Annotated in this window: 21 protein-coding genes and 1 riboswitch; of the genes, 19 read left to right on the forward strand and 2 right to left on the reverse strand. The window is 52.8% G+C overall.

Features of this window, described 5'->3' with window-relative positions; translation table 11 throughout:
- Window positions 1-114: 114 nt before the first annotated feature.
- Complete coding sequence (locus tag VK70_RS22325; protein ID WP_025693331.1) at window positions 115-369, reverse strand: AbrB/MazE/SpoVT family DNA-binding domain-containing protein; 255 nt, start codon at window positions 367-369, stop codon at window positions 115-117.
- 311 nt (window positions 370-680) lie between these two features.
- Between VK70_RS22325 and VK70_RS22330 the strand changes: the two genes are divergently transcribed.
- The 13 genes from VK70_RS22330 (at window position 681) to VK70_RS22390 (ending at window position 13,053) form a co-directional block, all read left to right on the forward strand.
- The gene (locus VK70_RS22330; protein ID WP_025694086.1) at window positions 681-1,967 is read left to right on the forward strand and encodes an HD domain-containing protein; all 1,287 of its coding nucleotides are present in this window, start codon (window positions 681-683) and stop codon (window positions 1,965-1,967) included.
- A 40-nt stretch (window positions 1,968-2,007) separates the two neighbouring features.
- Entirely contained in the window at window positions 2,008-2,778 is a 771-nt protein-coding gene (locus VK70_RS22335) for a TatD family hydrolase (protein ID WP_025694085.1), read from the forward strand.
- A 197-nt stretch (window positions 2,779-2,975) separates the two neighbouring features.
- A riboswitch (cyclic di-AMP (ydaO/yuaA leader) is annotated at window positions 2,976-3,210 on the forward strand.
- 277 nt (window positions 3,211-3,487) lie between these two features.
- Window positions 3,488-4,618 carry a resuscitation-promoting factor gene (locus VK70_RS22340; RefSeq protein WP_025694084.1) on the forward strand — a complete coding sequence of 377 codons (1,131 nt, stop codon included), beginning with the start codon at window positions 3,488-3,490 and terminating at the stop codon, window positions 4,616-4,618.
- A 162-nt stretch (window positions 4,619-4,780) separates the two neighbouring features.
- Window positions 4,781-5,332, forward strand: a complete 552-nt coding sequence (gene rnmV, locus VK70_RS22345; protein ID WP_025694083.1) for a ribonuclease M5 — start codon at window positions 4,781-4,783, stop codon at window positions 5,330-5,332.
- A complete protein-coding gene (rsmA, locus tag VK70_RS22350; protein WP_025694082.1) occupies window positions 5,329-6,213 on the forward strand; it encodes a 16S rRNA (adenine(1518)-N(6)/adenine(1519)-N(6))-dimethyltransferase RsmA in 885 nt (294 codons plus the stop codon). The genes rnmV and rsmA overlap by 4 nt, the downstream gene beginning before the upstream one ends.
- A 69-nt stretch (window positions 6,214-6,282) precedes the next feature.
- Complete coding sequence (gene yabG, locus VK70_RS22355) at window positions 6,283-7,182, forward strand: sporulation peptidase YabG (protein WP_025694081.1); 900 nt, start codon at window positions 6,283-6,285, stop codon at window positions 7,180-7,182.
- Window positions 7,183-7,333: 151 nt separating this feature from the next.
- Window positions 7,334-7,609: a biofilm formation stimulator Veg gene (veg, locus tag VK70_RS22360; protein WP_025694080.1), complete on the forward strand. Its 276-nt coding sequence runs from the start codon at window positions 7,334-7,336 to the stop codon at window positions 7,607-7,609.
- Between the two features lie 172 nt (window positions 7,610-7,781).
- The gene (locus VK70_RS22365; protein ID WP_025693323.1) at window positions 7,782-7,958 is read left to right on the forward strand and encodes a small, acid-soluble spore protein, alpha/beta type; all 177 of its coding nucleotides are present in this window, start codon (window positions 7,782-7,784) and stop codon (window positions 7,956-7,958) included.
- A 230-nt stretch (window positions 7,959-8,188) separates the two neighbouring features.
- Window positions 8,189-9,043 (forward strand): 4-(cytidine 5'-diphospho)-2-C-methyl-D-erythritol kinase, encoded by an 855-nt coding sequence (gene ispE / locus VK70_RS22370; protein WP_046724498.1) that lies wholly within the window; start codon window positions 8,189-8,191, stop codon window positions 9,041-9,043.
- Window positions 9,044-9,139: 96 nt separating this feature from the next.
- Window positions 9,140-9,967, forward strand: coding sequence for a pur operon repressor (purR, locus tag VK70_RS22375; protein ID WP_025698329.1), 828 nt, complete (start codon window positions 9,140-9,142; stop codon window positions 9,965-9,967).
- Window positions 9,968-10,152: 185 nt separating this feature from the next.
- Window positions 10,153-10,437, forward strand: coding sequence for a septation regulator SpoVG (gene spoVG, locus VK70_RS22380; protein ID WP_025332586.1), 285 nt, complete (start codon window positions 10,153-10,155; stop codon window positions 10,435-10,437).
- A gap of 167 nt (window positions 10,438-10,604) precedes the next feature.
- Complete coding sequence (gene glmU / locus VK70_RS22385) at window positions 10,605-12,005, forward strand: bifunctional UDP-N-acetylglucosamine diphosphorylase/glucosamine-1-phosphate N-acetyltransferase GlmU (protein ID WP_025698328.1); 1,401 nt, start codon at window positions 10,605-10,607, stop codon at window positions 12,003-12,005.
- Window positions 12,006-12,099: 94 nt separating this feature from the next.
- Window positions 12,100-13,053: a ribose-phosphate diphosphokinase gene (locus VK70_RS22390; protein ID WP_046723771.1), complete on the forward strand. Its 954-nt coding sequence runs from the start codon at window positions 12,100-12,102 to the stop codon at window positions 13,051-13,053.
- A gap of 126 nt (window positions 13,054-13,179) precedes the next feature.
- Here VK70_RS22390 and VK70_RS22395 read toward each other — a convergent pair whose 3' ends face one another.
- Window positions 13,180-13,380: a hypothetical protein gene (locus tag VK70_RS22395; RefSeq protein WP_025691375.1), complete on the reverse strand. Its 201-nt coding sequence runs from the start codon at window positions 13,378-13,380 to the stop codon at window positions 13,180-13,182.
- 108 nt (window positions 13,381-13,488) lie between these two features.
- On the opposite strand from VK70_RS22395, the gene pth reads away from it, so the two are divergent.
- The 6 genes from pth to VK70_RS22425 all read left to right on the forward strand — a co-directional run bounded on the left by pth (window position 13,489) and on the right by VK70_RS22425 (window position 21,750).
- Window positions 13,489-14,049 carry an aminoacyl-tRNA hydrolase gene (gene pth, locus VK70_RS22400; RefSeq protein WP_025700456.1) on the forward strand — a complete coding sequence of 187 codons (561 nt, stop codon included), beginning with the start codon at window positions 13,489-13,491 and terminating at the stop codon, window positions 14,047-14,049.
- A 117-nt stretch (window positions 14,050-14,166) separates the two neighbouring features.
- Window positions 14,167-14,397 (forward strand): anti-sigma-F factor Fin family protein, encoded by a 231-nt coding sequence (locus VK70_RS22405; protein WP_025691373.1) that lies wholly within the window; start codon window positions 14,167-14,169, stop codon window positions 14,395-14,397.
- A gap of 162 nt (window positions 14,398-14,559) precedes the next feature.
- A complete protein-coding gene (gene mfd / locus VK70_RS22410) occupies window positions 14,560-18,084 on the forward strand; it encodes a transcription-repair coupling factor (RefSeq protein WP_025700458.1) in 3,525 nt (1,174 codons plus the stop codon).
- On the forward strand, window positions 18,071-19,102 hold the full coding sequence (locus tag VK70_RS22415; protein WP_025700459.1) for a peptidylprolyl isomerase: 1,032 nt from the start codon (window positions 18,071-18,073) through the stop codon (window positions 19,100-19,102). Before mfd ends, VK70_RS22415 begins: the two co-directional genes overlap by 14 nt.
- 290 nt (window positions 19,103-19,392) lie before the next feature.
- Window positions 19,393-19,935, forward strand: a complete 543-nt coding sequence (gene spoVT / locus VK70_RS22420) for a stage V sporulation protein T (protein WP_025700461.1) — start codon at window positions 19,393-19,395, stop codon at window positions 19,933-19,935.
- Between the two features lie 135 nt (window positions 19,936-20,070).
- Window positions 20,071-21,750: a putative polysaccharide biosynthesis protein gene (locus VK70_RS22425; protein ID WP_046723773.1), complete on the forward strand. Its 1,680-nt coding sequence runs from the start codon at window positions 20,071-20,073 to the stop codon at window positions 21,748-21,750.
- The last annotated feature ends 73 nt before the right edge of the window (window positions 21,751-21,823 follow it).

Here is a 21,823-nt window from a genome sequence, read left to right on the forward strand (position 1 = left end):
TTTAGGAGGGGCCCCCACACATAAAAAAGTTGCCCCCCGCATTCACGGGAGGCCAAGGAGTATAAAAAAGGTTAGAATTAACAATTTGATTAGTCCTATTATAACTGATTTATTTTAATTTGTCACAGGGGCAGGGATAGTTGAAATACATTCATTGCAAACAATTTTTCCTTTGAAGTAAGTAACATTCTCAGCGTTGCCGCAGAAAATGCAGGCAGGCTCATATTTTTTCAACATGATCCGTTCACCGTCGACATAGATCTCGAGAGCATCTTTCTCTCCAATACCCAGCGTGCGGCGCAGCTCGATCGGAATAACAACCCGTCCCAGTTCGTCTACTTTTCTTACAATGCCCGTTGATTTCATCATAACAATCGTTTCTCCTCTCAAATAATCAAAAAATGTCACGTTTCGACAATCTTCTCTGTTTTATGATACATATAATACCAACCATTCCCAAAACAGTCAACCTCTTTTTAACGGGTGAATTATTTTTTAGCTGTAATTGCCTCTCAGGAAGGGTTTATCTTCAAATGGTTGGATAACTATTCATAATATATAATAAAAATGTCGAAATGGAAACCTAAAAATCTACTTTTTTCGACAAAATATGACGACATAACTTTTCCTCATATAAAAATATCAGAAAATTCGTTGATAAGGACAAAGGAGTTGATTACATGCAGCAGCCGCTCACTGAAGAAAAAGTATTTAAAGACCCGGTTCACAATTATATTCACGTACAGGATTCGATCATTTGGCGCCTGATTAATACGAAGGAATTTCAGCGTCTGCGCCGCATCCGCCAGCTTGGGACGACCTACCTGACCTTCCATGGAGCCGAGCACAGCCGGTTCTCCCATTCGCTTGGGGTATACGAAATTACGCGGCGCATTATCTCCCAATTTGAACGCAGCGGTTATAAAGATTGGTTCCCGGAGGAAAGGCTGGTTGCGCTGTGCGCGGCGCTTTTGCATGATCTGGGACACGGACCGTTCTCCCATTCTATAGAAGAAGCTTTTCAAATGAATCATGAAGACTGGACCTGCCGCATTATATTAGAAGATACTGGAATTACCGAGATTTTGAAGGAAGTAGAGGAAGATTTTCCGCAAAAAGTGGCTTCGGTCATCCGCAAAAACTATGAGCATGATATTGTTGTCAATTTGGTGTCGAGTCCGCTGGATGCCGACCGGATGGATTATCTGCTGCGCGACGCTTATTACACCGGGGTTAACTACGGCACGATCGACATCGACCGTATTTTGCGGGTGCTTCGTCCTTATCACGGGCGGGTAGTGGTGAAGGAATCGGGGATGCATGCGATTGAGGATTATTTAATGTCGAGGTACCAAATGTACTGGCAGGTCTATTTCCATCCGGTCACGCGCAGCTCGGAAATTATTTTGCGCCAGGTATTCCGCCGGGCCAAGCAGCTGTTCAATGAGGGTTACTCCTTCCGGTTTATGGTTGAACCGCTGACTGATTTATTTCGCGGCGAGGTGAGTGTGCAGCAGTATTTGCAGCTGGATGAAGCACTTGTACAGGCAACGTTTATGCAGTGGACCTCGGAACAGGATGAGCTGCTGAGCGACTTGTGCAGCCGCTTCATTCATCGTAAACTGTATAAATATGTAGAAATGGAAAGTCTCGACATGGAGACAATTGATGACATTCGCCGCAGCTTCGCCTCGGCTGGACTGAACCCGGAATACGACCTGGAAGTTGATTTTCCGACAGATTTGCCCTACGATGTATTTCGGCCGGAAGAGGGCTTTCACGGCAAGCAAATTCTGCTGCTCGATCGTCAAGAAAGGCTGCGCGAAATCTCCGAGGTGTCGGACATCGTCCGCTCTATAAGCGGGATTCACCGCGGCCGTTATCATCTCTATTATCCGCAGGATAAGCTGGAAAAAGCGCTGCCAATGCTTTCTGAATCCATTAAGGAATTATTTGATTTACACTAAGAAATGTACGCCAAAAACCGCAAAAAAGGGGGAAGCGGATATGCAGCTTTTCGACACTCATACCCATTTGGATGCTTCACATTTCGACGGCGACCGTGAAGAGACGATTGCCCGCGCCCTGGAGGCGGGAGTAACCAAAATGGTCAATGTCGGCTTTAACCGGGAAACGATTCCGTCCACACTGAAACTCGCCGAATCCTATGATTTTATTTATGCAGCGGTAGGCTGGCATCCGACGGATGCCATTGATATGCAGGACGGAGACCTCGATTGGATTGCTTCGCTGTGCGGGCATGATAAGGTTGTCGCCATTGGAGAAATAGGGCTCGATTACTACTGGGACACTTCGCCTAAGGAGGTCCAGCATACGGTGTTCCGGCGTCAGATCGGTCTTGCACGCGAGCTGAAAATGCCGATTGTCATTCATAACCGGGATGCTCATGAGGATGTGGTCCGCATTCTCCGTGAAGAAAAGGCAGCGGAAATCGGCGGGATCATGCACTCCTTCTCGGGCAGCTGGGAGACAGCCAAAATGTGTCTGGATCTCGGCTTTCACCTTTCCTTTGGCGGGCCGATTACGTTCAAGAACGCCCGGGTGCCGAAAGAGGTGCTGGCGCAGGTTCCGCTGGACCGTCTGCTGATCGAAACGGACTCTCCTTACCTAACGCCTCACCCCTACCGGGGCAAGCGTAATGAGAGTGCTCATGTGAGATTGGTGGCAGAAGCTGCAGCTGAAATTAAGGGCATCGAAGTGGAAAAATTGGCGGAAATTACGTATGCGAACGCACTGGAACGATTTGGCATTCGGTGAAAACGGGAGAAAACTAGCTAAAAAAGTGAGGATGAGCGAAGGATTAAAGTTTTTTAACGAAAAAACGGTTGTTTATTACAATAATTTAACCAATTTTTTGCGTAAATCTGGTTGATTGACGCTTTACAACATGCATCGAAACAGGATATCATCGTTTCAGTGCAGTGAGCTGTTGTTACTGTGACAGCCACTGATCATAAATCGTCTCGCTGAGTCTCCGTCTGGAGAACGGGGGAACCGATATCGCCTTGCTGAATGCTCTTAGCCCGCACATTGGACACAACAAGTTGCGTCGCAGGCTGTATTTGATTTCTTCACGTGGTCTTTGGGGTGAATTTGAAGGCAGCCGCCATGAGCGGTTGACCTGAGATAGGGCGTCTCTCTTTCGTCCAAACCCGACAGCTAACCCCGTAAGCGCAAGTAAGAGAGGAAACCTCGTGCGTTGGCCGTTTATTCGGACATTCCCGAAGCCACGAAAGAGTCCTCTGATCAAGACTCTTTTTTAGGCTTCTTTTTGTTTGAAATAAACGTGCTCTGCCTGTGAACTGTTATATAACAGGCGGATGCATGCCATGCCGGGCAGGCGATTTATGAGCAGGATACGACCAGACTTGAATCATATCGTGTTCTGTCACAATCTCTATTAGCTTCGCCGGGTACAGCATCGCGATTTATATTTCAGGCGGACTATGTAAGGAGGATGTAGAAGATGGGCGTATTCCAACCAGAGGTATCCCATGATTCGCAATCATCCAGCAGGTCTAATGCATTTAGGTTATGGTGGGAGCAAGTGAATATACGCGCATGGTCTTTGCGCGCGTGGTCACTGGCGGGCGTGATCGGGATAGCAATCGCGCTGCTTATTACACTGTATGTACGCTCTCAAAGCAGCAAACAAATCGTTTTAGAGATAGACGGGAAGGTTCATACTCTGGAGACGCGTGAAGCGCTTCTAGGGGAAGTCCTGGCCAAACAGCCGATTCCGCTCAAACCGTATGACAAAATTTCGGCGGGCCTTAGCGATCGAATCGAGGACGGCGACAGGATCGTTATTGACCGGGCGCAGGAGTTAATCCTGACTGAAGGCGGAAAGACAAAGACGCTGTATACGACCGAAGATACAATCGGTCAGGCCATTAGCAGCCTGGGTATCACCCTGGGTACCCACGACAAGGTATTTCCTTCGCTAGACACCGCAGTTACCGCCAGAACGGAAGTCAAGGTTATCCGCATCAACAAGCAGGTTGTGAAGCGGACGAAAAGCTTGCCTTTCCGAGTAATCAAGACGGCGGACCCCTCCCTCATCGCAGGGAAAGTACGAGTAGCGCAAGCCGGCAAGCCGGGCGTAATAGTCCAGCATATTGAGAAAACCTATCAGGACGGTAAGTTGGTCTCAATGCGCATGGTTGGCAAAGAAGTGCAGACGGTGACTAAGAATAAGGTTGTCGCCGTAGGTACGAAAGCCGTTCCCAAACCCGCTGCCGTGAACATTTCTTTCTCCAGCTCCAGCAAAGCAGGCGTAAACTTCGAATACAAAAAAGTAATCAAGAACGTTTCAATGACCGCATATTCCTCGGAAGAACCGGGAATCGGCACGCGAACAGCTTCCGGAACACGCGTAACGGAAGGCCGGACCATTGCAGTGGATCCTCGTGTGATTCCAATCGGTTGGTGGGTATACATCGAGGGACTGGGATTCCGCCGCGCAGAGGATACCGGAGGCGCTATCAGAGGCAATAAGATTGACGTTTATTATGATTCATTGAGCCATGCGCGCAGTTTCGGCCGCAAGTCGCGCGCCGTTTACGTCATCGGTCCGGTTAAACCGGAGCTGGATTAATGACCGTATTTATTTTGCAAATTCAGCGGCAATACGCTATATTGATGTAAGCTCATCACTTATATAATCTCAGCCATAAAGAAGGGGAGCGAATCCTCTTCTTTTTGCTTTATTTTTAGGGTAAAGGCGGCCGCGCGGCCGCTGTGGGAGGAACGCTAAACAATGATTAAAGAATTGATTGTCGTGGAAGGCAAAAGCGATACAGCCGCTGTCAAAAGAGCGGTCGATGCCGACACGATTGAAACCGGCGGTTCAGCGGTGGATAAACGGGTAATCGCCAAGATCGCCCTTGCGGCAGCGCGGCGGGGTGTCATTATCCTGACCGATCCGGACCATGCGGGAGAACGGATACGCAAGATTGTCTCATCGAAGGTGCCGGGGTGCAAGCATGCTTTCATTCCGGAGGAGGACGCAACGCTAAAGGGCGATATCGGTGTCGAGAACGCCTCGCCGGAAGCGATCCGCCATGCGCTGGAGAATGTGCATACTTCCTTCGAGGGAGCGCCGATTCTGATTGAGATAGAAGACCTCATGGCTGCGGGTCTGATTGTGCATCCTAAAGCTGCGCAGCGGAGAATGGCGCTTGGCAATATACTTGGCATCGGTTACTGTAACGGCAAGCAGCTGTACAAGCGGTTGTCCATGTTTGGAATTACGCCTGAAGAGTTTGCAAAAGCGGTTGCGCAAATTGAGCAGGGAGGTCTATCCTCATGAGCGGAAGGGAAGAAATTTCGTCCCCGAGACGTACCAAGGAGATTATTGCGGCTCACGGATTTTCGTTCAAGAAAAGCTTGGGCCAGAACTTTTTGATCGACCAAAATATCTTAAATAAAATTGTAGACGCAGCCGGTCTGGGTAAGGATACCGGAGCTCTTGAGATCGGTCCCGGCATCGGCGCGCTTACTGAACGTCTGGCGCAGACAGCGGGGGCTGTGACGGCCGTAGAGATCGACCAGCGGCTGATCCCGATTCTGCAGGAGGTGCTGTCTCCGTATCCGCATGTAAAGATACGCCATGCCGATGTGCTGAATGTGAACCTGCATGAACTGTTCGCCGAGGATTTCGCGGAAGTTGGCAAGGTCAGCGTAGTCGCTAATTTGCCTTATTATGTGACGACTCCGATTCTGATGAAGCTGCTGGAGGAAAAGCTGCCGCTGGCGAACATTGTTGTGATGATTCAAAAAGAGGTCGCCGAGCGGATGGCGGCGTCGCCGGGAGGCAAGGATTACGGCAGCCTGAGCATTGCCGTGCAGTATTACAGCGAGCCGGAGCTGATCTGCACGGTGCCGCACACCGTATTTATTCCCCAGCCGAATGTGGAATCGGCCGTCATCCGGCTGAAGGTCAGAGAGCGTCCGCCCGTCGAGGTGAAGGACGAGCGGCATTTTTTTGAAGTGGTGCGTGCCTCCTTTACACAGCGGCGCAAAACCATATCCAACAATTTGAAAGCCCGCTTCTTTCCTGGTGAGGGTAGAGAACGGCTGGAGGCGCTGCTCGGTGAGGCCGGAATTCAGCCTTCCCGCCGCGGCGAGACGCTGAGTCTGGCGGAATATGCGCGCCTAAGCGACGTGCTGCTTGCGGCAGGAATTTCATAGAACTTAAGCGGCCAAAAGATGAACCATCCGTGACCTTTGCCCATACGATGGGTTAGAGGTGATGTTCTGATGAATTTGGGAGATTTGGTCGTTCGAAGATCTTATGGCGGTGATGTGACTTTTCGGGTGGAGCATATAGTGCGAAATCAGGCCATCATCAAAGGAACCGAATTTCGGCTGCTGGCGGACGCTCCGCTGGATGATCTGGTTCAGGTGCCTGCCGAGGCCATGACGGAGCAGGGACAACGCGCACGGATCAAAGCGGCGGAATCGCTGACGGAGCTGAGAAAGGATCAGCAGGAGCGGATCAGGCTTGGCTTCCTGAGTACGGCGGGGATTTGGGAGCAGACGCCCAAGGAAGCTTCTTACTTTGAGCTTCCCGGAAAAGTGCTGCATCTTGACGGCGATCCGGCTTATTTGAATAAAAGCCTCAGCCTGTATGAGCAGCTGGGCATTCCGTCTGAAGGTCATCATGTGCGGGAAGCGGAGATGGCCTCCATACTGTACCGGCTGCTGCCCAGAGTCCGTCCCAATATTGTGGTGCTTACCGGTCATGACGGTGTGCTTAAGTCGCTGCCAACTTACGATCTGCACAGCTTAAGCAGTTATAAAAATTCGCAAAATTTCGTTGCCGCCATTCGGGTGGCCAGAGATTACGAACGCCACTATGACGCGCTGACGGTAATCGCCGGCGCCTGCCAGTCGCATTTCGAAGCGCTGCTTGGGGCCGGCGCGAATTTTGCCAGTTCCCCGGGACGCATTCTGATTCATGCGCTGGACCCGGTGTATGTCGCGGCAAAAGCCGCTCTGACTTCCATAAGGGAAACGATCAACTTAAACGACGTGCTGAATCATACGATCAGCGGCAGCCAGGGACTGGGCGGGATCGAAACCCGAGGAAGCTTGCGGATTGGCATGCCGCGGCTGCAGGATTTATCTACGCTGAAAGTAACACCTTCCGCCATATAAAAGGCCCGGAGCCTAAGACCTCTTGCTTGTCCATTCGCCCCTAAAAATATCGTTGACAAACATAACTGGAATCTACTATAATATTTTGTTTGATTTGACATATTGTAATAAAGAGGTTATAATGGACAAGGAAAGAGGTGGTCTTCAGGCAATGGCTAATAACGCGCTGTTGGAAATTAAACGCAGTCTCGAAGCTCATGTCGGTTCTAAGATTACGTTACGAGCAAACGGTGGTCGGCGCAAGACGGTCGAGCGCACCGGTGTCCTGGAAGAAACGTACCCTTCTGTATTTATTGTCAAACTGGATCAGGAGCAGCAGTCATTGGGGCGCGTCTCCTACAGCTATGCCGATATTCTTACCGAGTCCGTGGAGATTACGGTATGTAAGGACGATGTTCGGATGCCGCTCATGCATGCCAAAGCGTAACTCTTTATTCATAAACAGCCTTTCCTTGCTTTAGGGAAGGCTGTTTTATATTGTACGCCCAGCATGGGCTTCATCTTTAGGGTGAATGAGCGGAAAGCGTATGTTCAAGGGAGAGGCAATCCATACTAAGACGGCATTAACTCATCATTATAACCCATAAGGAGGATGCCGCATGAGCCGCAGAAGACGTAGCATGATGTCCGAGGAGCTGAAGACGGAGCTGGCAAAAGAGCTCGGCTTCTATGACACCGTGGAGCGCGAGGGCTGGGGAGGAATCCGGGCGAAGGATGCCGGGAACATGGTGAAGAGAGCGATTCAGCTTGCCGAGCAGGCTGCCCGGAAATCTTAGGGCAAGAAATAGCCGAAAAGCGGCAAGGAAGACGGGGGCTCCCAAGCAGGGCGTCCCCTTTTTGCCTTATACGAGAAACGGATGCCCTCCTTCTGCGGGGACGGCGCAGCCGCTTCTTTTTTATTATAGCGCTTTCATCTACAGAGTGAACTCGGAATGGACTTCGTTACAAGATTTTCATATAATATGTTAAGTTATTTTAGGGGAAAAATGAGAGTAGGGTGAACGCCTTGAAAATGTATGAGAAAGCGCCGGCCAAAATCAATCTGATGCTGGATGTGCTGCACAAGCGGCCGGATGGATTTCACGAGGTGGAAATGATTATGACCATGGTGGACCTCGCGGACCGGCTGGAGATGTCCGAGCTGCGGCGGGATACCATTATTATATCAAGCCAGGCGGGTTATATTCCGCTGGATGAGAAGAACCTGGCGTTTCAGGCGGCGAAACTGTTAAAAGACCGTTACGGGGTGGAACAGGGTGTACATATCCATCTGGACAAAAAAATACCGGTTGCCGCCGGACTCGCCGGCGGGAGCAGCGACGCCGCGGCTGCGCTGCGCGGTCTGAACCGGCTCTGGCAGCTTGGCTTGCCCGGCGAAGAGCTGCAGGAGCTTGGCGCCGAGCTTGGCTCGGACGTGCCCTTCTGCGTCACCGGAGGAACTGCCCTGGCAACCGGCAGAGGGGAGCGGCTTACCCCCATCGCAAGCATGCCCCAATGCTGGGTGGTGCTGGCGAAACCGCCGATTAATGTATCGACGGCAGAAGTTTATGGCAAGCTCCGGGCGGACCGCATTGCCGTTCATCCTTCCGCTCGGCTTATGCGGGAGGCGATTGAAGCCGGGGATTTCCAGGCGGTGTGCGGGAGGCTCGGCAACGTGCTGGAAGAGGTAACCTTGAAGCTGCATCCTGAGGTGCAGCAGCTCAAGGAAGCGATGATCCGGCTCGGCGCCGAAGGCGTGCTGATGTCCGGCAGCGGCCCGACTGTATTCGGGCTTGTGTCCAAGCAGTCCAAGGTGGCTAGAATTTATAACGGGCTGCGCGGATTTTGCAAGGAAGTCTATGCCGTACGTTCGCTGACTTGACGGGGGTAGAACTAATTATAATGGCTTCCCTTGTGTAAACCCGTACAAAAGTGATATATTTCTCTATAAATATTCGGTTTTGACGAGGAGCCTCCCGTGAAGAAACTTAAAAGAAGTCAGCGTTTAGTGGATATGACCCAATTTTTACTTGAAAAGCCGCATGAACTTCTGCCGCTGTCCACCTTTGCCGAGCGGTATGGAGCGGCCAAGTCCTCAATCAGCGAGGATCTGGCGATTATCAAAGAGGTATTCGAAGGCGAAGGCATGGGCGAGCTGCAGACTCATGCGGGAGCGGCGGGAGGAGTTAAGTTCATCCCCCGTATGCCTATGGAGATGGCGCTGTCTTTTGTCAGCGGGCTGATCAGCGAACTGGAGCATAGCGACCGGATTCTGCCTGGAGGATATTTATATATGTCGGACCTGCTCGGACAACCGTCTCTAATGGAGCAGGCGGGCAAGATTATTGCCACCGCATTTTACGGCGTACCGATTGATACCGTGATGACGGTGGAAACGAAAGGGATTCCGCTTGCTTACGCGACGGCCGCGCAGCTGGGACTGCCGGTGGTGCTGGTGCGCCGGGATCATAAAGTAACGGAAGGCTCGGCGGTCAGCATCAATTATGTGTCGGGCTCGCATAAGAGTATTCATACGATGTCGCTGTCCAGACGCGCGCTTAAGGAGAAGTCGCGTGTGCTGATTGTCGACGATTTCATGAAAGCGGGCGGAACGGTTGGCGGAATGGTTGATCTGCTCGGCGAATTCAACGCGGAAGTGGCCGGCGTCGGGGTTCTGGTGGAATCCGATGCGGTAGGGTCCGAGGAACGTCTGCTGCATGACTACGTCTCCTTGGTCAGACTAGGCGAGGTCGATCCGAAAGAGCGGCGTATATCGGCGTATCCAGGTAATTTTTTTACCGTTTAAGTATCGAGAAATATGTCGATTTCGTGAGAAAACCATCGGAATTCGGCAGAAAAGCGTTGAAAACACTGTTTTGTCAAATTTATCTGCTAAGTAAGGGATTTTCTGGTACGGAAAAGAAGGAGTTTGCGTAACTGTGTGGAATTATACACCCAAGTCTCTGATGGAAAAAGGTGGTGAACACACACATGCAAATTACGGATGTAAGACTCCGCCGCGTCAACTCTGAGGGGAGAATGAAAGCAATCGCATCCATTACCATCGACAACGAGTTTGTTGTTCATGACATTCGCGTCATTGATGGCAACAATGGAATGTTCGTTGCAATGCCCAGCAAGCGCACGCCGGATGGGGAATTCCGTGATATCGCGCATCCGATTTCTTCCGGAACGCGTGAGAAGATCCAAACCGCAGTTCTTGCTGAATATGATCGCGCGGCAACGGAAGAAGAAGTGATTGAAGAAGGAGCATAATAAACGGCTCCTTGGTATGGCGGCTCTCATTATCGGGCATAGGTGTCGGATATGCAATTCGAATTGGGGTTCGAAGAAAAGAGAACGATCCTTTGGATGGTTCTCTTTTCTTTTTGCCCGGAATGAGATATATTCAGTAATGAGTTTAGAGTAGGAGGTTGGCATTCTTGAAAAGAATGGCTGTTGTTCTAGCCGCAGGCCAGGGCAAGCGCATGAAATCAAAGTTATACAAAGTGCTGCATCCCGTTTGCGGAAAGCCTATGGTTGGGCACGTACTTGATACAGTTAAAGCAACCGGCTGTGAGCGGAGCATTGTCGTTGTCGGACATGGCGCTGAGGCGGTTCAAGCTTATTTGGGCGATTCTGCGGAATACGTGCTGCAGGAAGCTCAGCTCGGAACGGGCCACGCCGTAAAGCAGGCCAAGGATTTGCTGGGCGGGGAAGAAGGTACGCTGGTTGTCGCATACGGTGATACGCCGCTCATTACCCCGGAAACACTGATCAAGCTGATGACGCTGCACGAGGAACGCAAGGCGGCGGCTACTATTTTGACGGCCGTTATGGAAAACCCTGCGGGACTTGGACGGATTATACGCACTGAGGACGGAGAGCTGCTGAAGATTGTGGAGCAGAAGGATTGCACGCCCGCCGAAGATGCCATACGTGAAATCAATACCGGAATTTATTGCTTTGACAACGCCAAGATGTTTGCTGCTTTGGACAAGGTGACGAACCATAATGCCCAGCAGGAGTACTATCTGACCGACGTCATCGGTATTCTGCGTGAGCAGGGAGAACTTGTGCTCGCCTTCCAAACGGACGATGCCGTAGAATCGATCGGTGTGAATGACCGCGTGGCGTTATCTGAAGCCGAGTACCATATGCGCGAGCGCATCGCCCGCCGTCATATGCTCGGCGGTGTAACGATTATAGATCCATCATCTACTTATATAGGAGCCGAAGTCACCATCGGAGCGGATACGGTGATTTATCCGGGAACGCTGCTCAAGGGCAGTACCGCGATCGGGGAAAGCTGCATCATAGGCCCCTCCAGTGAAATTGAAAACAGCCGGATTATGGACGGAGCTCAGGTCAAGCATTCCGTACTTAACGGCGCTGAGGTCGGCGCACGGACTTCCGTTGGGCCTTTTGCCTATTTGCGCCCGGGAAGCGTGCTTGGCGAAGACGTCAAGATCGGCGATTTTGTAGAGATCAAGAAAGCCACGATCGGCGACGGCTCTAAAGTTTCGCATTTAAGCTATGTCGGAGACGCTTCTGTCGGCAAGAACGTAAATGTCGGCTGCGGGGCGATCACGGTCAACTACGACGGTTTCAATAAATCGATAACCGAAATCGGGGACGACGCTTTTATTGGCAGTAACGTCAACCTGATTGCTCCCGTTAAGGTGGGCAAAGGCGCTTATGTTGTGGCCGGTTCCACCATTACCAAGTCGGTCTCCGAAGGGGATTTGGCCATTGCCAGACAGCGTCAGGAGAACAAGCCGGGCTATGCGGATAAAATCCGATCCCGGGCAAAAGCGAAAAAGGGTCAATCTCATCCATCGTAAGTGCGTATGATGCGCCTGGCCCCGGATATTTTCCGTGCCACGGCACATTTGACAGATAAATTCAATTGAACCGATCACGGAGGGTTTAACTTTTATGGCTTATCTTGATTCCAAGTTGAAAATTTTCACCTGTAATTCCAATCCCAAGGTTGCGCATCAAATTGCCGACTACATCGGGATTCCGATGGGCGAGTCGCATACGACAAGCTTCAGCGATGGAGAAATTCAGGTCAGATTGTCGGAGAGCGTGCGCGGCTGCCACGTCTACATTGTTCAATCCACCTGCGGTCCTGTGAATGATAACCTGATGGAAATGCTGGTCATGATCGACGCGCTGAAGCGCGCCTCGGCCAAGAGTATCAACGTGGTTATCCCGTATTACGGCTATGCCCGTCAGGACCGCAAGGCCCGTTCGCGTGATCCGATTACGGCGAAGCTGGTGGCAGACCTGATTGAAACGGCGGGTGCGCACCGCGTGATTACCATGGACCTGCACGCCATGCAGATTCAGGGCTTCTTCAACATTCCGGTCGATCATATGCTCGGCGTACCGATCCTGGCGCAATATTTCCGCTCCATGCAGATCCCGAATCCGGTCGTTGTGTCTCCGGACCACGGCGGTGTGGTTCGGGCGAGAAAGCTGGCCGATTTCCTGAACGCTCCGCTCGCTATTATTGATAAGCGCCGTCCGGAACCGAATGTCAGTGAGGTTATGAATATTATCGGGAACATCGAAGGGAAGACGGCGATCGTTATTGACGATATCATCGACACGGCGGGCACGATCGTGCTTGGAGCCAATGCTCTAATGGAAGGCGGAGCCAAAGAGGTATACGCTTGCTGTACGCATCCGGTCCTTTCCGGTCCGGCGCATGAGCGGCTGGAGAATTCGCCGATTAAAGAGGTTGTCGTTACCGATACGATTCCTATTCGCAGCGAGAACCCGACTTCCAAGCTGAAGGTGCTTTCCGTGGCCCCACTGCTTGGCGAGGCGATTATCCGGGTGCATGAAGAGCTGTCCATCAGCAAGCTGTTCGAGATCGAATAGAGATATGCAGAAATATAAGGCGATGGACAAGCGCACAGCTTACAGCCTTATATTTCGAAGGCAGGGTTACAGCTCCTTTTCGGGAGATGTAACCCTTGTCGGCTTGTGGGCCGCAGCTATAGTTATTCAAAATCCCGGCCGCGAGATAAAGGTGAACAGGCTGCGGTTATAAAGCGTCCCCTGCAGCTCCGCAAAGCTTGCGTCTACGGCGGTAAGCACGCCGATGTCAACATGTACATCGCCGCGGTACACCTCGACAGGTATGGCATATTGTAGATGATACTGAAAATGGCGGTGAAGCGTCAGAGGCTCGCCCTGCTGCAGCATATTAACATCACCTGTCTTTGGAATGGGATGGACGTTTCTCTGGAATTAGAATTAGACGTTCCGGGAACGCTTATACTTCTATTGTATCAAGAAAGGGAAGGTTTACAAATGAAATGGATCGTCGGTTTGGGCAACCCTGGACCGGAGTACGCCAAAACAAGGCATAATGTCGGATTTATGGCTCTGGATGAACTGGCGCGAAGATACGGAATCGCCTTTAATCAGAGTAAGTGCAAATCGGTTATCGGAGAAGGTGTCATCGGCGGAATCAAGACCGCGCTGATTAAACCGATGACGTATATGAATCTGTCCGGGGAGGCGGTGCGCGCCTATATGGACTACTATAAAGTCCCCTTAGAAGACATGATTGTCGTTTACGACGACCTTGACACCGAAGTCGGCAAAATCAGGCTGCGGTATCAAGGCAGCGCTGGCGGCCATAACGGAATCAAATCGATCATTCAGCATACGGGCACCCAGACCTTCAATAGAGTAAGGATGGGTATTTCGCGGCCGGAGCCCGGGTACGCGATTGTCGATTATGTGCTGGGCAAGTTCCCCAAGAAGGATAGTGACAAGCTGTCATTGATGATTGGCAATACCTGCGACGCCCTTGAGTATAGTCTGAACAACACCTTCGAACAGACCATGGCTAAATTCAACGGGTAAAAAGGCGCAGAGGAACATGCTTCTGAAAATACCGGGCAACGGCATGATCCTACCGGGGCTAACCGAAGCCTGAACGGGATATACTGAAGGTATACTTTACCTTCAGGAGGCATATAAATGGCAATACACTACGTATGTAGACACTGCCGGACTTTTCTCGGAAGCATCCGCAGAAGCGCGGCCACCGAGATGCAGCTCGGCCTTCATTCCTTGACCCCTGCGGAACGCAGAGATATAATAGCGTATGATTCAGACGGCGAAATTACGGTTAAAGTTACCTGCAATTACTGCAAGGAGGCTCTGGAGAACAATCCGGAACTTAGCCTTCTGGCCAGTCCGCTTCAATAGGTGAAGCGGCGCTGCTTCTATCGTCATCCGCAAGCCTTGGCCTCAAAAGCTGAGGCTTATTTTAAATATAAGACTTTATCATTGCAGTAAGTTATTATTTTGCGCTTCTGAAGCGTTAAATCAAATTTCGCTGGAAGTGATTCAGTAAGTGAGGTGCGCCTTTTGTTACAAGGTCTTATTGAGGCTTTTTCCAAAGATTCCGATTTCCAGTCGGTAACCCGAGGCGTCGCCGCCGGAATGAAAGAGCAGCTGATCTCCGGATTGTCCGGTTCAGCCAGGCAGATCATGCTGGCCGCGCTTCACGAGGAGACATCCCGCCCTATATTAATCGTGACGCACAACATGTTTTCGGCGCAAAAAATTGCCGATGATCTACAGGAAGCGCTTTCTCCTGATCGGGTGCTGCTGTATCCGGCCAATGAATTGGTCGCAGCGGAAACGGCCGTATCCAGTCCGGAGACGGTTGCCCAGCGTATCGAGGTGCTGAACAAATGCTCGCGGGGCTTCCGAGGCATTGTGGTCGCGCCTTATTCTGGCGTTCGCCGGCTGCTGCCTTCCCCGCAGGCTATGGCGGAAGCGCAGATAACCGTCTCCCAGGACGGGAGCATCCAGCTTGAACATTTCTTGAACACGATGATCGAAATGGGTTACGAGCGCGTCGAACGGGTGGAGAATCGCGGGGAACTAAGCGTTCGCGGCGGCATTCTCGATTTCTATCCCATGAATACCGAACTGGCATACCGGGTGGAGCTGTTCGACGACGAGATCGACTCCATCCGGACATTCGATCCATCCGATCAGCGCTCCATCGACAAGGTTCGGACAGTGACCATTACGCCTGCCAAAGAAATTATCGCGGGTAAGGCGCAGCTGGAGGCCGCGGCGGACAAGGCGTCGATCATGCTGGAGCGCCAAATAGAGAAGACGGCCGACCGGCAGGCCAAAATACGTCTGCGCGAGGAAATCGGCCGGGAGATTGAACATTTACGCGAAGGGACTTATTTTTCGGAGATTTACAAATATATTTCACTGCTTCATCAGGAGCGCTCGCATCTATACGACTATATGGAGCGGGATACCCTACTGATCCTCGACGAGCCGGCCCGTCTGCTGGAAACGGCCAAGCAGCTCGAGCGTGACGAATCGGAATGGAACCTGCATCTGCTGCAGAACGGGAAAACGCTGCCTGACCTGCATTTATCCGTTGACAGCGACACGGTTATGTATCAACGTCCGTTTCAAAGCATTTTCATGTCCATCTTTCTGCGCCAGGTGCCGCATGTTCAGCCGCAGAATATTGTCGGCTTTATCAGCCGGAGCATGCAGGATTTCCATGGGCAGATGAATGTGCTGAAATCGGAAATGGAGCGATGGCACAAGTCGGGGGTTCAAGTCGTCATGCTTGCCGGCAGCGAGGACCGTATGGAGCGGATTCGCCGGGTGCTGCTCGACTATGGGATTGAAGAACCGGCTATTGTCCAAGGTAACTTGGGGTCGGGCTTTGAACTGCCTTCAGTTCATCTCGCGGTCATATCGGAAGGCGAATTGTTCTCCCAGAAGCAGCGCAAAGCGCGTAAAACGTCCAAAAATATGGATAACGCAGAGCGCATCAAAAGCTATACCGAGCTGAAAATCGGCGATTACGTCGTACATCAGAATCACGGCATCGGCAAATATATGGGCATCGGCACGCTGGAAGTCAGCGGCATCCATCGTGATTATATGCACATTATGTACGCTGGCGGCGACAAGCTCTCGGTGCCGATTGAACAAATTGATCTTATTCAGAAGTATGTCGGTTCCGAAGACAAGGAGCCGAAAATATACAAGCTTGGCGGCAATGAATGGACACGGGTAACAAATAAGGTCCGTTCTTCGGTACAGGATATTGCGGATGACTTGATCAAGCTGTATGCCGAGCGGCAGAGCGCTCCGGGCTATGGATTTGATAAAGATACGCCGGAGCAGCAGGAGTTTGAGGAGATGTTCCCTTACGAAGAGACGCGGGACCAGATCCGGGCCATCGGCGAAATCAAGAAGGATATGGAGCAGAACCGCCCCATGGACCGGCTGCTCTGCGGCGATGTCGGCTACGGCAAGACCGAAGTAGCAATCCGCGCTGCCTTCAAGGCGGCGATCGAAGGCAAGCAGGTGGCCGTGCTGGTGCCGACGACCATACTCGCCCAGCAGCATTACGAGACGTTCCGGGAACGCTTCTCCTCGTATCCGATCAACATCCAGGTGCTCAGCCGATTCCGCAGCCGCAAAGAACAGAACGAGACGATCAAGGGCGTCCGGCAGGGAACGGTGGACATTGTAATCGGTACGCACCGGCTGCTGTCCCAGGATCTGGTGTTCAAGGATCTGGGTCTGCTGATTGTCGATGAAGAGCAGCGTTTCGGCGTCACGCATAAGGAGAAATTGAAGAAGCTTAAGACCAATGTGGACGTGCTCACCTTGACGGCGACGCCGATTCCCCGCACCCTGCATATGTCAATGCTGGGCGTCCGTGATCTGTCGGTTATTGAGACGCCGCCGGAGAACCGCTTTCCTGTGCAAACTTATGTTGTTGAATACAGCCAGACGCTCGTACGTGAAGCGGTGGAACGCGAGCTTGGGCGCGGTGGACAGGTCTATTATCTGTACAACCGGGTACAGGGCATCCAGGAAATGGCGTCCCAGATTCAGATGCTCGTTCCCGAGGCTCGGGTCGGTATCGGACATGGCCAGATGTCGGAATCGGAGCTGGAGAAGACAATTCTCGATTTCCTGGACGGCGAGTATGACGTGCTGGTAAGCACCAGCATTATCGAGACCGGCGTTGATATTCCGAACGTCAATACGCTCATTGTGCATGACGCGGACAAAATGGGCCTGTCCCAGCTGTACCAGTTGCGGGGCCGGGTCGGACGGTCCAACCGGATTGCTTATGCCTATTTCACCTACCAGCGCGATAAGGTGCTGACCGAGGTGGCCGAGAAGCGTCTGCAGTCGATCAAGGAGTTCACGGAGCTTGGTTCCGGCTTTAAAATCGCTATGCGCGATCTTTCGATCCGGGGCGCCGGCAATCTGCTGGGCGCGGAGCAGCACGGATTCATCGCGTCCGTGGGCTTTGATCTGTACTCGCAAATGCTGGCGGAGGAAATCCGCAAGCGAAAGGTCAGCGTCCTGGGCGAGGAAGATCATTCTCTAAAAGAAGGAAATACTGTCATTGATTTGGCAATTGACGCATACCTGCCTTCCGAGTATATTTACGACAGTGTGCAAAAGATTGAAATCTATAAGAAGGTGGCGTCGGTCTCTACTTTCGAGGATGCGGCAGAGCTGGAAGACGAGCTTCTGGACCGGTTTGGCGAGCTTCCAGAGGCGGTCGTCAATCTTTTATCCGTGGCGCGGCTTAAAATTTACGGTAAAATGTTCGGGATTGACTCTTTGAACCGGCGCGGCGACGAAGTGCTGCTAAATTTTTACGAGGACCGGATTGCATTGATCGATACAGGCAAGCTTGCTAAAATTGGAAAAGACTTTGAAAGACGTGTACAATTTGATAAGGATGCCAAAGCGACCATTCGCATAAAGACCAAAGACCTTGACGATAAGGAACTGCTTGCCTTGCTTGAGCGATTCCTGGAGGAAGTCAAACCGTCTTTTAAATCGAAGGGAGAATTACACAATGCGGTCAAGTAAATCATGGAAGGTGCTGCTTGTCTCGCTGACGGCGGCCCTTTCGTTGTCCGTGCTTGCTGGATGCAGCAGCAATAGTAAGAACGATGCCGAAGATAACAGCAAGGCTATTGCCACTTACAAAGGCGGGGCGGTAACGCAGAAGGAATTCGACACCGATGTGAAGGTGATGAAATTCCTCTCGCCGGAGCAGGCGCAGTACCTGGAGCTGGATGGTTTCAAAGAAACGATCCTCAAGCAGGAGGTTGCTTTCGAATATTTGGCTGGCCAAGCTTCCGACAAGGCCAAAGAAGAAGCGAAGAAGCAGGCGGATAAGCAGCTGGATACCTATAAGCAGGGACTTGGCAATACCTATGCAAGCTCGCTGAAGGAGCAAGGCGTTACGGAGGATCAAATCCATGATTATATGGTACGCGTGCTGACGGTGTATCAGGACATGCTGCTTAAAGTGACGGACGATGAAGTCAAGAAGCAGTTTGAAGCGACAAAAGGAGATTTCACGGTCGCTACGCTGCGCCATGTGCTGGTTGGCTTCACCGATGCGAACAAGAAAGAACGCAGTAAAGAGGATGCGCTGAAGCGTGCTAAAGAAGTGCAGGCGAAGCTGAAAGGCGGAGCGGACTTCGCGGCGGTAGCCAAGGAGTATTCGGACGATCCCGGCTCCAAGGATAGCGGCGGACTGTATGCGGACAAGACGCTCGGAACCTATGTGGAAGAGTTCAAAAAAGCCGCTCAAACGCTGCCGCTGAACACCATTAGCGATCCGATCGAGACCACTTACGGCTACCATATCATGAAGGTGGAGTCGCGGAAAGAGAAGACGTTCGACCAGCTGACGAATGAAGAGAAGGAAACGCTCAAGAGCACCGTCGCTTCGAACAAGCTGCAGCAGTTCATGGAGAAGGACCTGAATGGCATTATTGAAAAAATCGATCTGCCGAAGAGCAGTGCCTCTCCGGCCGCGAGCGCGGGGGCTTCGCCAAGCGCATCCGCTCCGGCGGCATCGCCTAGCGCTAAGTAAAACGAATAGTCCCGTTATCCCGGAAATTAAGCGGGATAACGGATTTAACGATACCGCCCAATCCGGGCGGTATCGTTTTTTTCTGCTGCCGACGGTTCGCTGAAGCGGTGTATGCGGTAAGATAAGGGAAATGCTGCAAATCAGGCGGACGGCGCCCCGCATCATGTATAAGGAACTGGGAACAGATGAATACTATGGTCAGACAATCATGATAGATCGCTGGGATTATCCGATCCCTTCCCGAGCAGTAGTTGGCAAAATACTTCTTTAGAAAGCGGGGCAACATGTGAATGAAAGCTACTGGTATTGTACGACGCATTGATGACCTTGGACGGGTTGTCATTCCCAAAGAAATAAGACGGACTCTCCGCATCCGTGAGGGAGATCCGCTGGAGATTTTTGTGGACCGGGACGGCGAGGTTATACTGAAAAAGTACTCGCCAATCGGCGAGCTGGGGGACTTTGCGAAGGAGTATGCGGAATCACTGTATGAGAGTACGGGCCATATTACGCTTATTTCTGACCGCGACACCTTCATTGCATTGGCTGGAGGCTCCAAAAAGGATTATCTGGACAAGCAGGTCGGCGCTTTGCTGGAGAAATGCATGGACAGCCGCAAGACGATACTCGAAGCGGACAGCGGTATGTACGAAATAACGAAAGACCATCAGGATGCGCTTTCATCCTATGTGATTTCGCCCATCATTTCCGGCGGAGATCCAATTGGAGCCGTCGTCCTGATGAATAAAGACGAATCGGTTAAAATGTCGCAGCTGGAAATAAAAATGGCCGAAACGGCCGCCGGCTTTTTGGGCAAACAGATGGAGCAGTAATCACCCTCTCCCTTAAAAATCCCGCTTTCCATTTCGCCGCAGGGCGAAGCCGAGAGCGGGATTTTGTTGTGCCGGGCTATGTTGCGGTATAATATAGAAATTCATTCTATCCAAACCTTATGAAGCAGGTATCTCATGAAATCACAAGCGACGGGTTCAAAACTGCTGCAAGGCGCTTTTATTCTAAGCGCCGCCGCTCTGCTGTCCAAGCTGATTGGGGCGCTGCAAAAAATCCCGCTGCAAAACTTGGGCGGAGATGCCGTATTTGGCATTTACAACACGGTCTACCCAATCTATACTCTGCTCGTAACTATTGCGATGCTTGGGCTGCCATCCGCCCTATCCAAGATTGTGGCTGAGGCGGAAGCCGAAGGAAGCCCCGGCGAGGGCCGGGCTGTGCTACTGCGGGCGTCGCTGGTCAGCAGCGCGGCAGGGCTGCTCCTGGCCACTGCGACGTATGCGGGCGCGCCGCTGATTGCCGGCTTCATCGGCAGCGGACATGTGGTCTCGGCGCTGCGGACGGCGGCCTGGGGGCTTGCCGTTGTGCCGTTGCTGGCCGCGTTCCGGGGGTATTTTCAGGGGCTGCATAATATGATGCCAACCGCAGTGTCGCAAATATTCGAGCAATCGGCCCGGGTCGCCATAATGATTGCGCTGCTGCTCTTTCTGAGCAGCCATGGAGCAAATGCGGAGATCATTGCGGCAGGAGCCATGCTGGGATCAGCCGGCGGCGCCCTGGGCGGACTTGCTGTCATGCTGCTGTACTGGCGCCGCCACCGCAAAGCTATGGCAGGCGCGGCGGCGGAAATCTCAGCGGCGTCGGAGTTGGCGCCGCCAACCTCTGTGGAGTTCTTGCCTGAGACCGGCTCTAAGGCAAGCAAGGTTGAGGGCCGCAGCATACGGAAGCTGCTCGCTTACGGCGTGCCGGTCATGCTGGGGACGCTGGCGGCTCCGCTGATCAGCCTGGTGGATGTCTTCACCATGCCCCGCCTGCTGGCCTCCGCCAGCGGCGAGGCACAGGCCATGGTGCAGTTTGGCATTTACAACCGGGGCCTTCCGCTGGTCCAGCTTGTAACGATGCTGGCAGGCTCGCTCTCCGTCCTGTTCATTCCCGCCTTGGCCGAGTCCAAGTTCCGGGGGAATTTAAGCGAGATCGAGAGCCGCTGCCGCCTGTCGCTGCGCTGGTTCTGGCTGCTCGGCCTCGCCGCTGCCGTCGGCCTTGCCGTGCTCGCCGAGCCGGTCAACATCGCCTTGTACGGCGACGCTTCCGGCAGCGGCACGATCCGCTGGCTGGCCTTCACCGCAGCCGACGGCACGGTCGCCATCATCTCCGCCGCGCTGCTCCAGGGCCTGGGCTGCGTGCGCGCCCCGGCGCTGCACTTCCTGGCCGCCGCTGCGCTGAAGGCGGCCCTCAACCTGCTGCTTATCCCGCAGCAGGGCATTGCCGGCGCGGCCATCGCCGCCGTCGCCGCGCAAGGGCTCGCAGCCGCGCTGAACGTGCGGCTGCTCTGCAAGACCGCCGGTCTGCGGCTTCGCCCCGCAGATTGGCTGGCGCGGCCCGCGCTGCTGCTCGCGGGCCTTGCGGCTGCGGCCGCCGCCGCCGGATGGGGCGGCGGCGCTCTGCTGGGTGCGGCTGGGGTAACCGGCCGCACTCTGGCGCTGGCGCAGAGCCTGCTCGGCGTGGCCGCAGGCTGCCTCGTCTTTGCCGCGTTAGCCGTGCGGCTGCGGCTGCTGGACGAGGACGAGCTGCGCCAGCTGCCCGGGCTCGGCCCGAAGCTGGCCCGGGCGATCCGGAAGCTGGGCCTGTTCCCGTAAGGCCCGGGGATTGGTACACGAAACCTGAATGATTCAGGTTTGAAGATTATATAGCCGCCTCTTGCGAAGCGGC

It is taken from the genome of Paenibacillus durus ATCC 35681 (genome assembly GCF_000993825.1).
GTDB lineage: Bacteria > Bacillota > Bacilli > Paenibacillales > Paenibacillaceae > Paenibacillus_AQ > Paenibacillus_AQ durus_B.

Excerpts from the sequence above, each read along its gene's own strand:
- VK70_RS22325 (WP_025693331.1), bottom strand. The coding sequence starts at position 369 with ATGATGAAATCAACGGGCATTGTAAGAAAAGTAGACGAACTGGGACGG.
- VK70_RS22330 (WP_025694086.1), top strand. The coding sequence starts at position 681 with ATGCAGCAGCCGCTCACTGAAGAAAAAGTATTTAAAGACCCGGTTCAC.
- VK70_RS22335 (WP_025694085.1), top strand. The coding sequence starts at position 2,008 with ATGCAGCTTTTCGACACTCATACCCATTTGGATGCTTCACATTTCGAC.
- VK70_RS22340 (WP_025694084.1), top strand. The coding sequence starts at position 3,488 with ATGGGCGTATTCCAACCAGAGGTATCCCATGATTCGCAATCATCCAGC.
- rnmV (WP_025694083.1), top strand. The coding sequence starts at position 4,781 with ATGATTAAAGAATTGATTGTCGTGGAAGGCAAAAGCGATACAGCCGCT.
- rsmA (WP_025694082.1), top strand. The coding sequence starts at position 5,329 with ATGAGCGGAAGGGAAGAAATTTCGTCCCCGAGACGTACCAAGGAGATT.
- yabG (WP_025694081.1), top strand. The coding sequence starts at position 6,283 with ATGAATTTGGGAGATTTGGTCGTTCGAAGATCTTATGGCGGTGATGTG.
- veg (WP_025694080.1), top strand. The coding sequence starts at position 7,334 with ATGGCTAATAACGCGCTGTTGGAAATTAAACGCAGTCTCGAAGCTCAT.
- VK70_RS22365 (WP_025693323.1), top strand. The coding sequence starts at position 7,782 with ATGAGCCGCAGAAGACGTAGCATGATGTCCGAGGAGCTGAAGACGGAG.
- spoVG (WP_025332586.1), top strand. The coding sequence starts at position 10,153 with ATGCAAATTACGGATGTAAGACTCCGCCGCGTCAACTCTGAGGGGAGA.
- VK70_RS22390 (WP_046723771.1), top strand. The coding sequence starts at position 12,100 with ATGGCTTATCTTGATTCCAAGTTGAAAATTTTCACCTGTAATTCCAAT.
- VK70_RS22395 (WP_025691375.1), bottom strand. The coding sequence starts at position 13,380 with ATGCTGCAGCAGGGCGAGCCTCTGACGCTTCACCGCCATTTTCAGTAT.
- pth (WP_025700456.1), top strand. The coding sequence starts at position 13,489 with ATGAAATGGATCGTCGGTTTGGGCAACCCTGGACCGGAGTACGCCAAA.
- VK70_RS22405 (WP_025691373.1), top strand. The coding sequence starts at position 14,167 with ATGGCAATACACTACGTATGTAGACACTGCCGGACTTTTCTCGGAAGC.
- VK70_RS22415 (WP_025700459.1), top strand. The coding sequence starts at position 18,071 with ATGCGGTCAAGTAAATCATGGAAGGTGCTGCTTGTCTCGCTGACGGCG.
- spoVT (WP_025700461.1), top strand. The coding sequence starts at position 19,393 with ATGAAAGCTACTGGTATTGTACGACGCATTGATGACCTTGGACGGGTT.
- VK70_RS22425 (WP_046723773.1), top strand. The coding sequence starts at position 20,071 with ATGAAATCACAAGCGACGGGTTCAAAACTGCTGCAAGGCGCTTTTATT.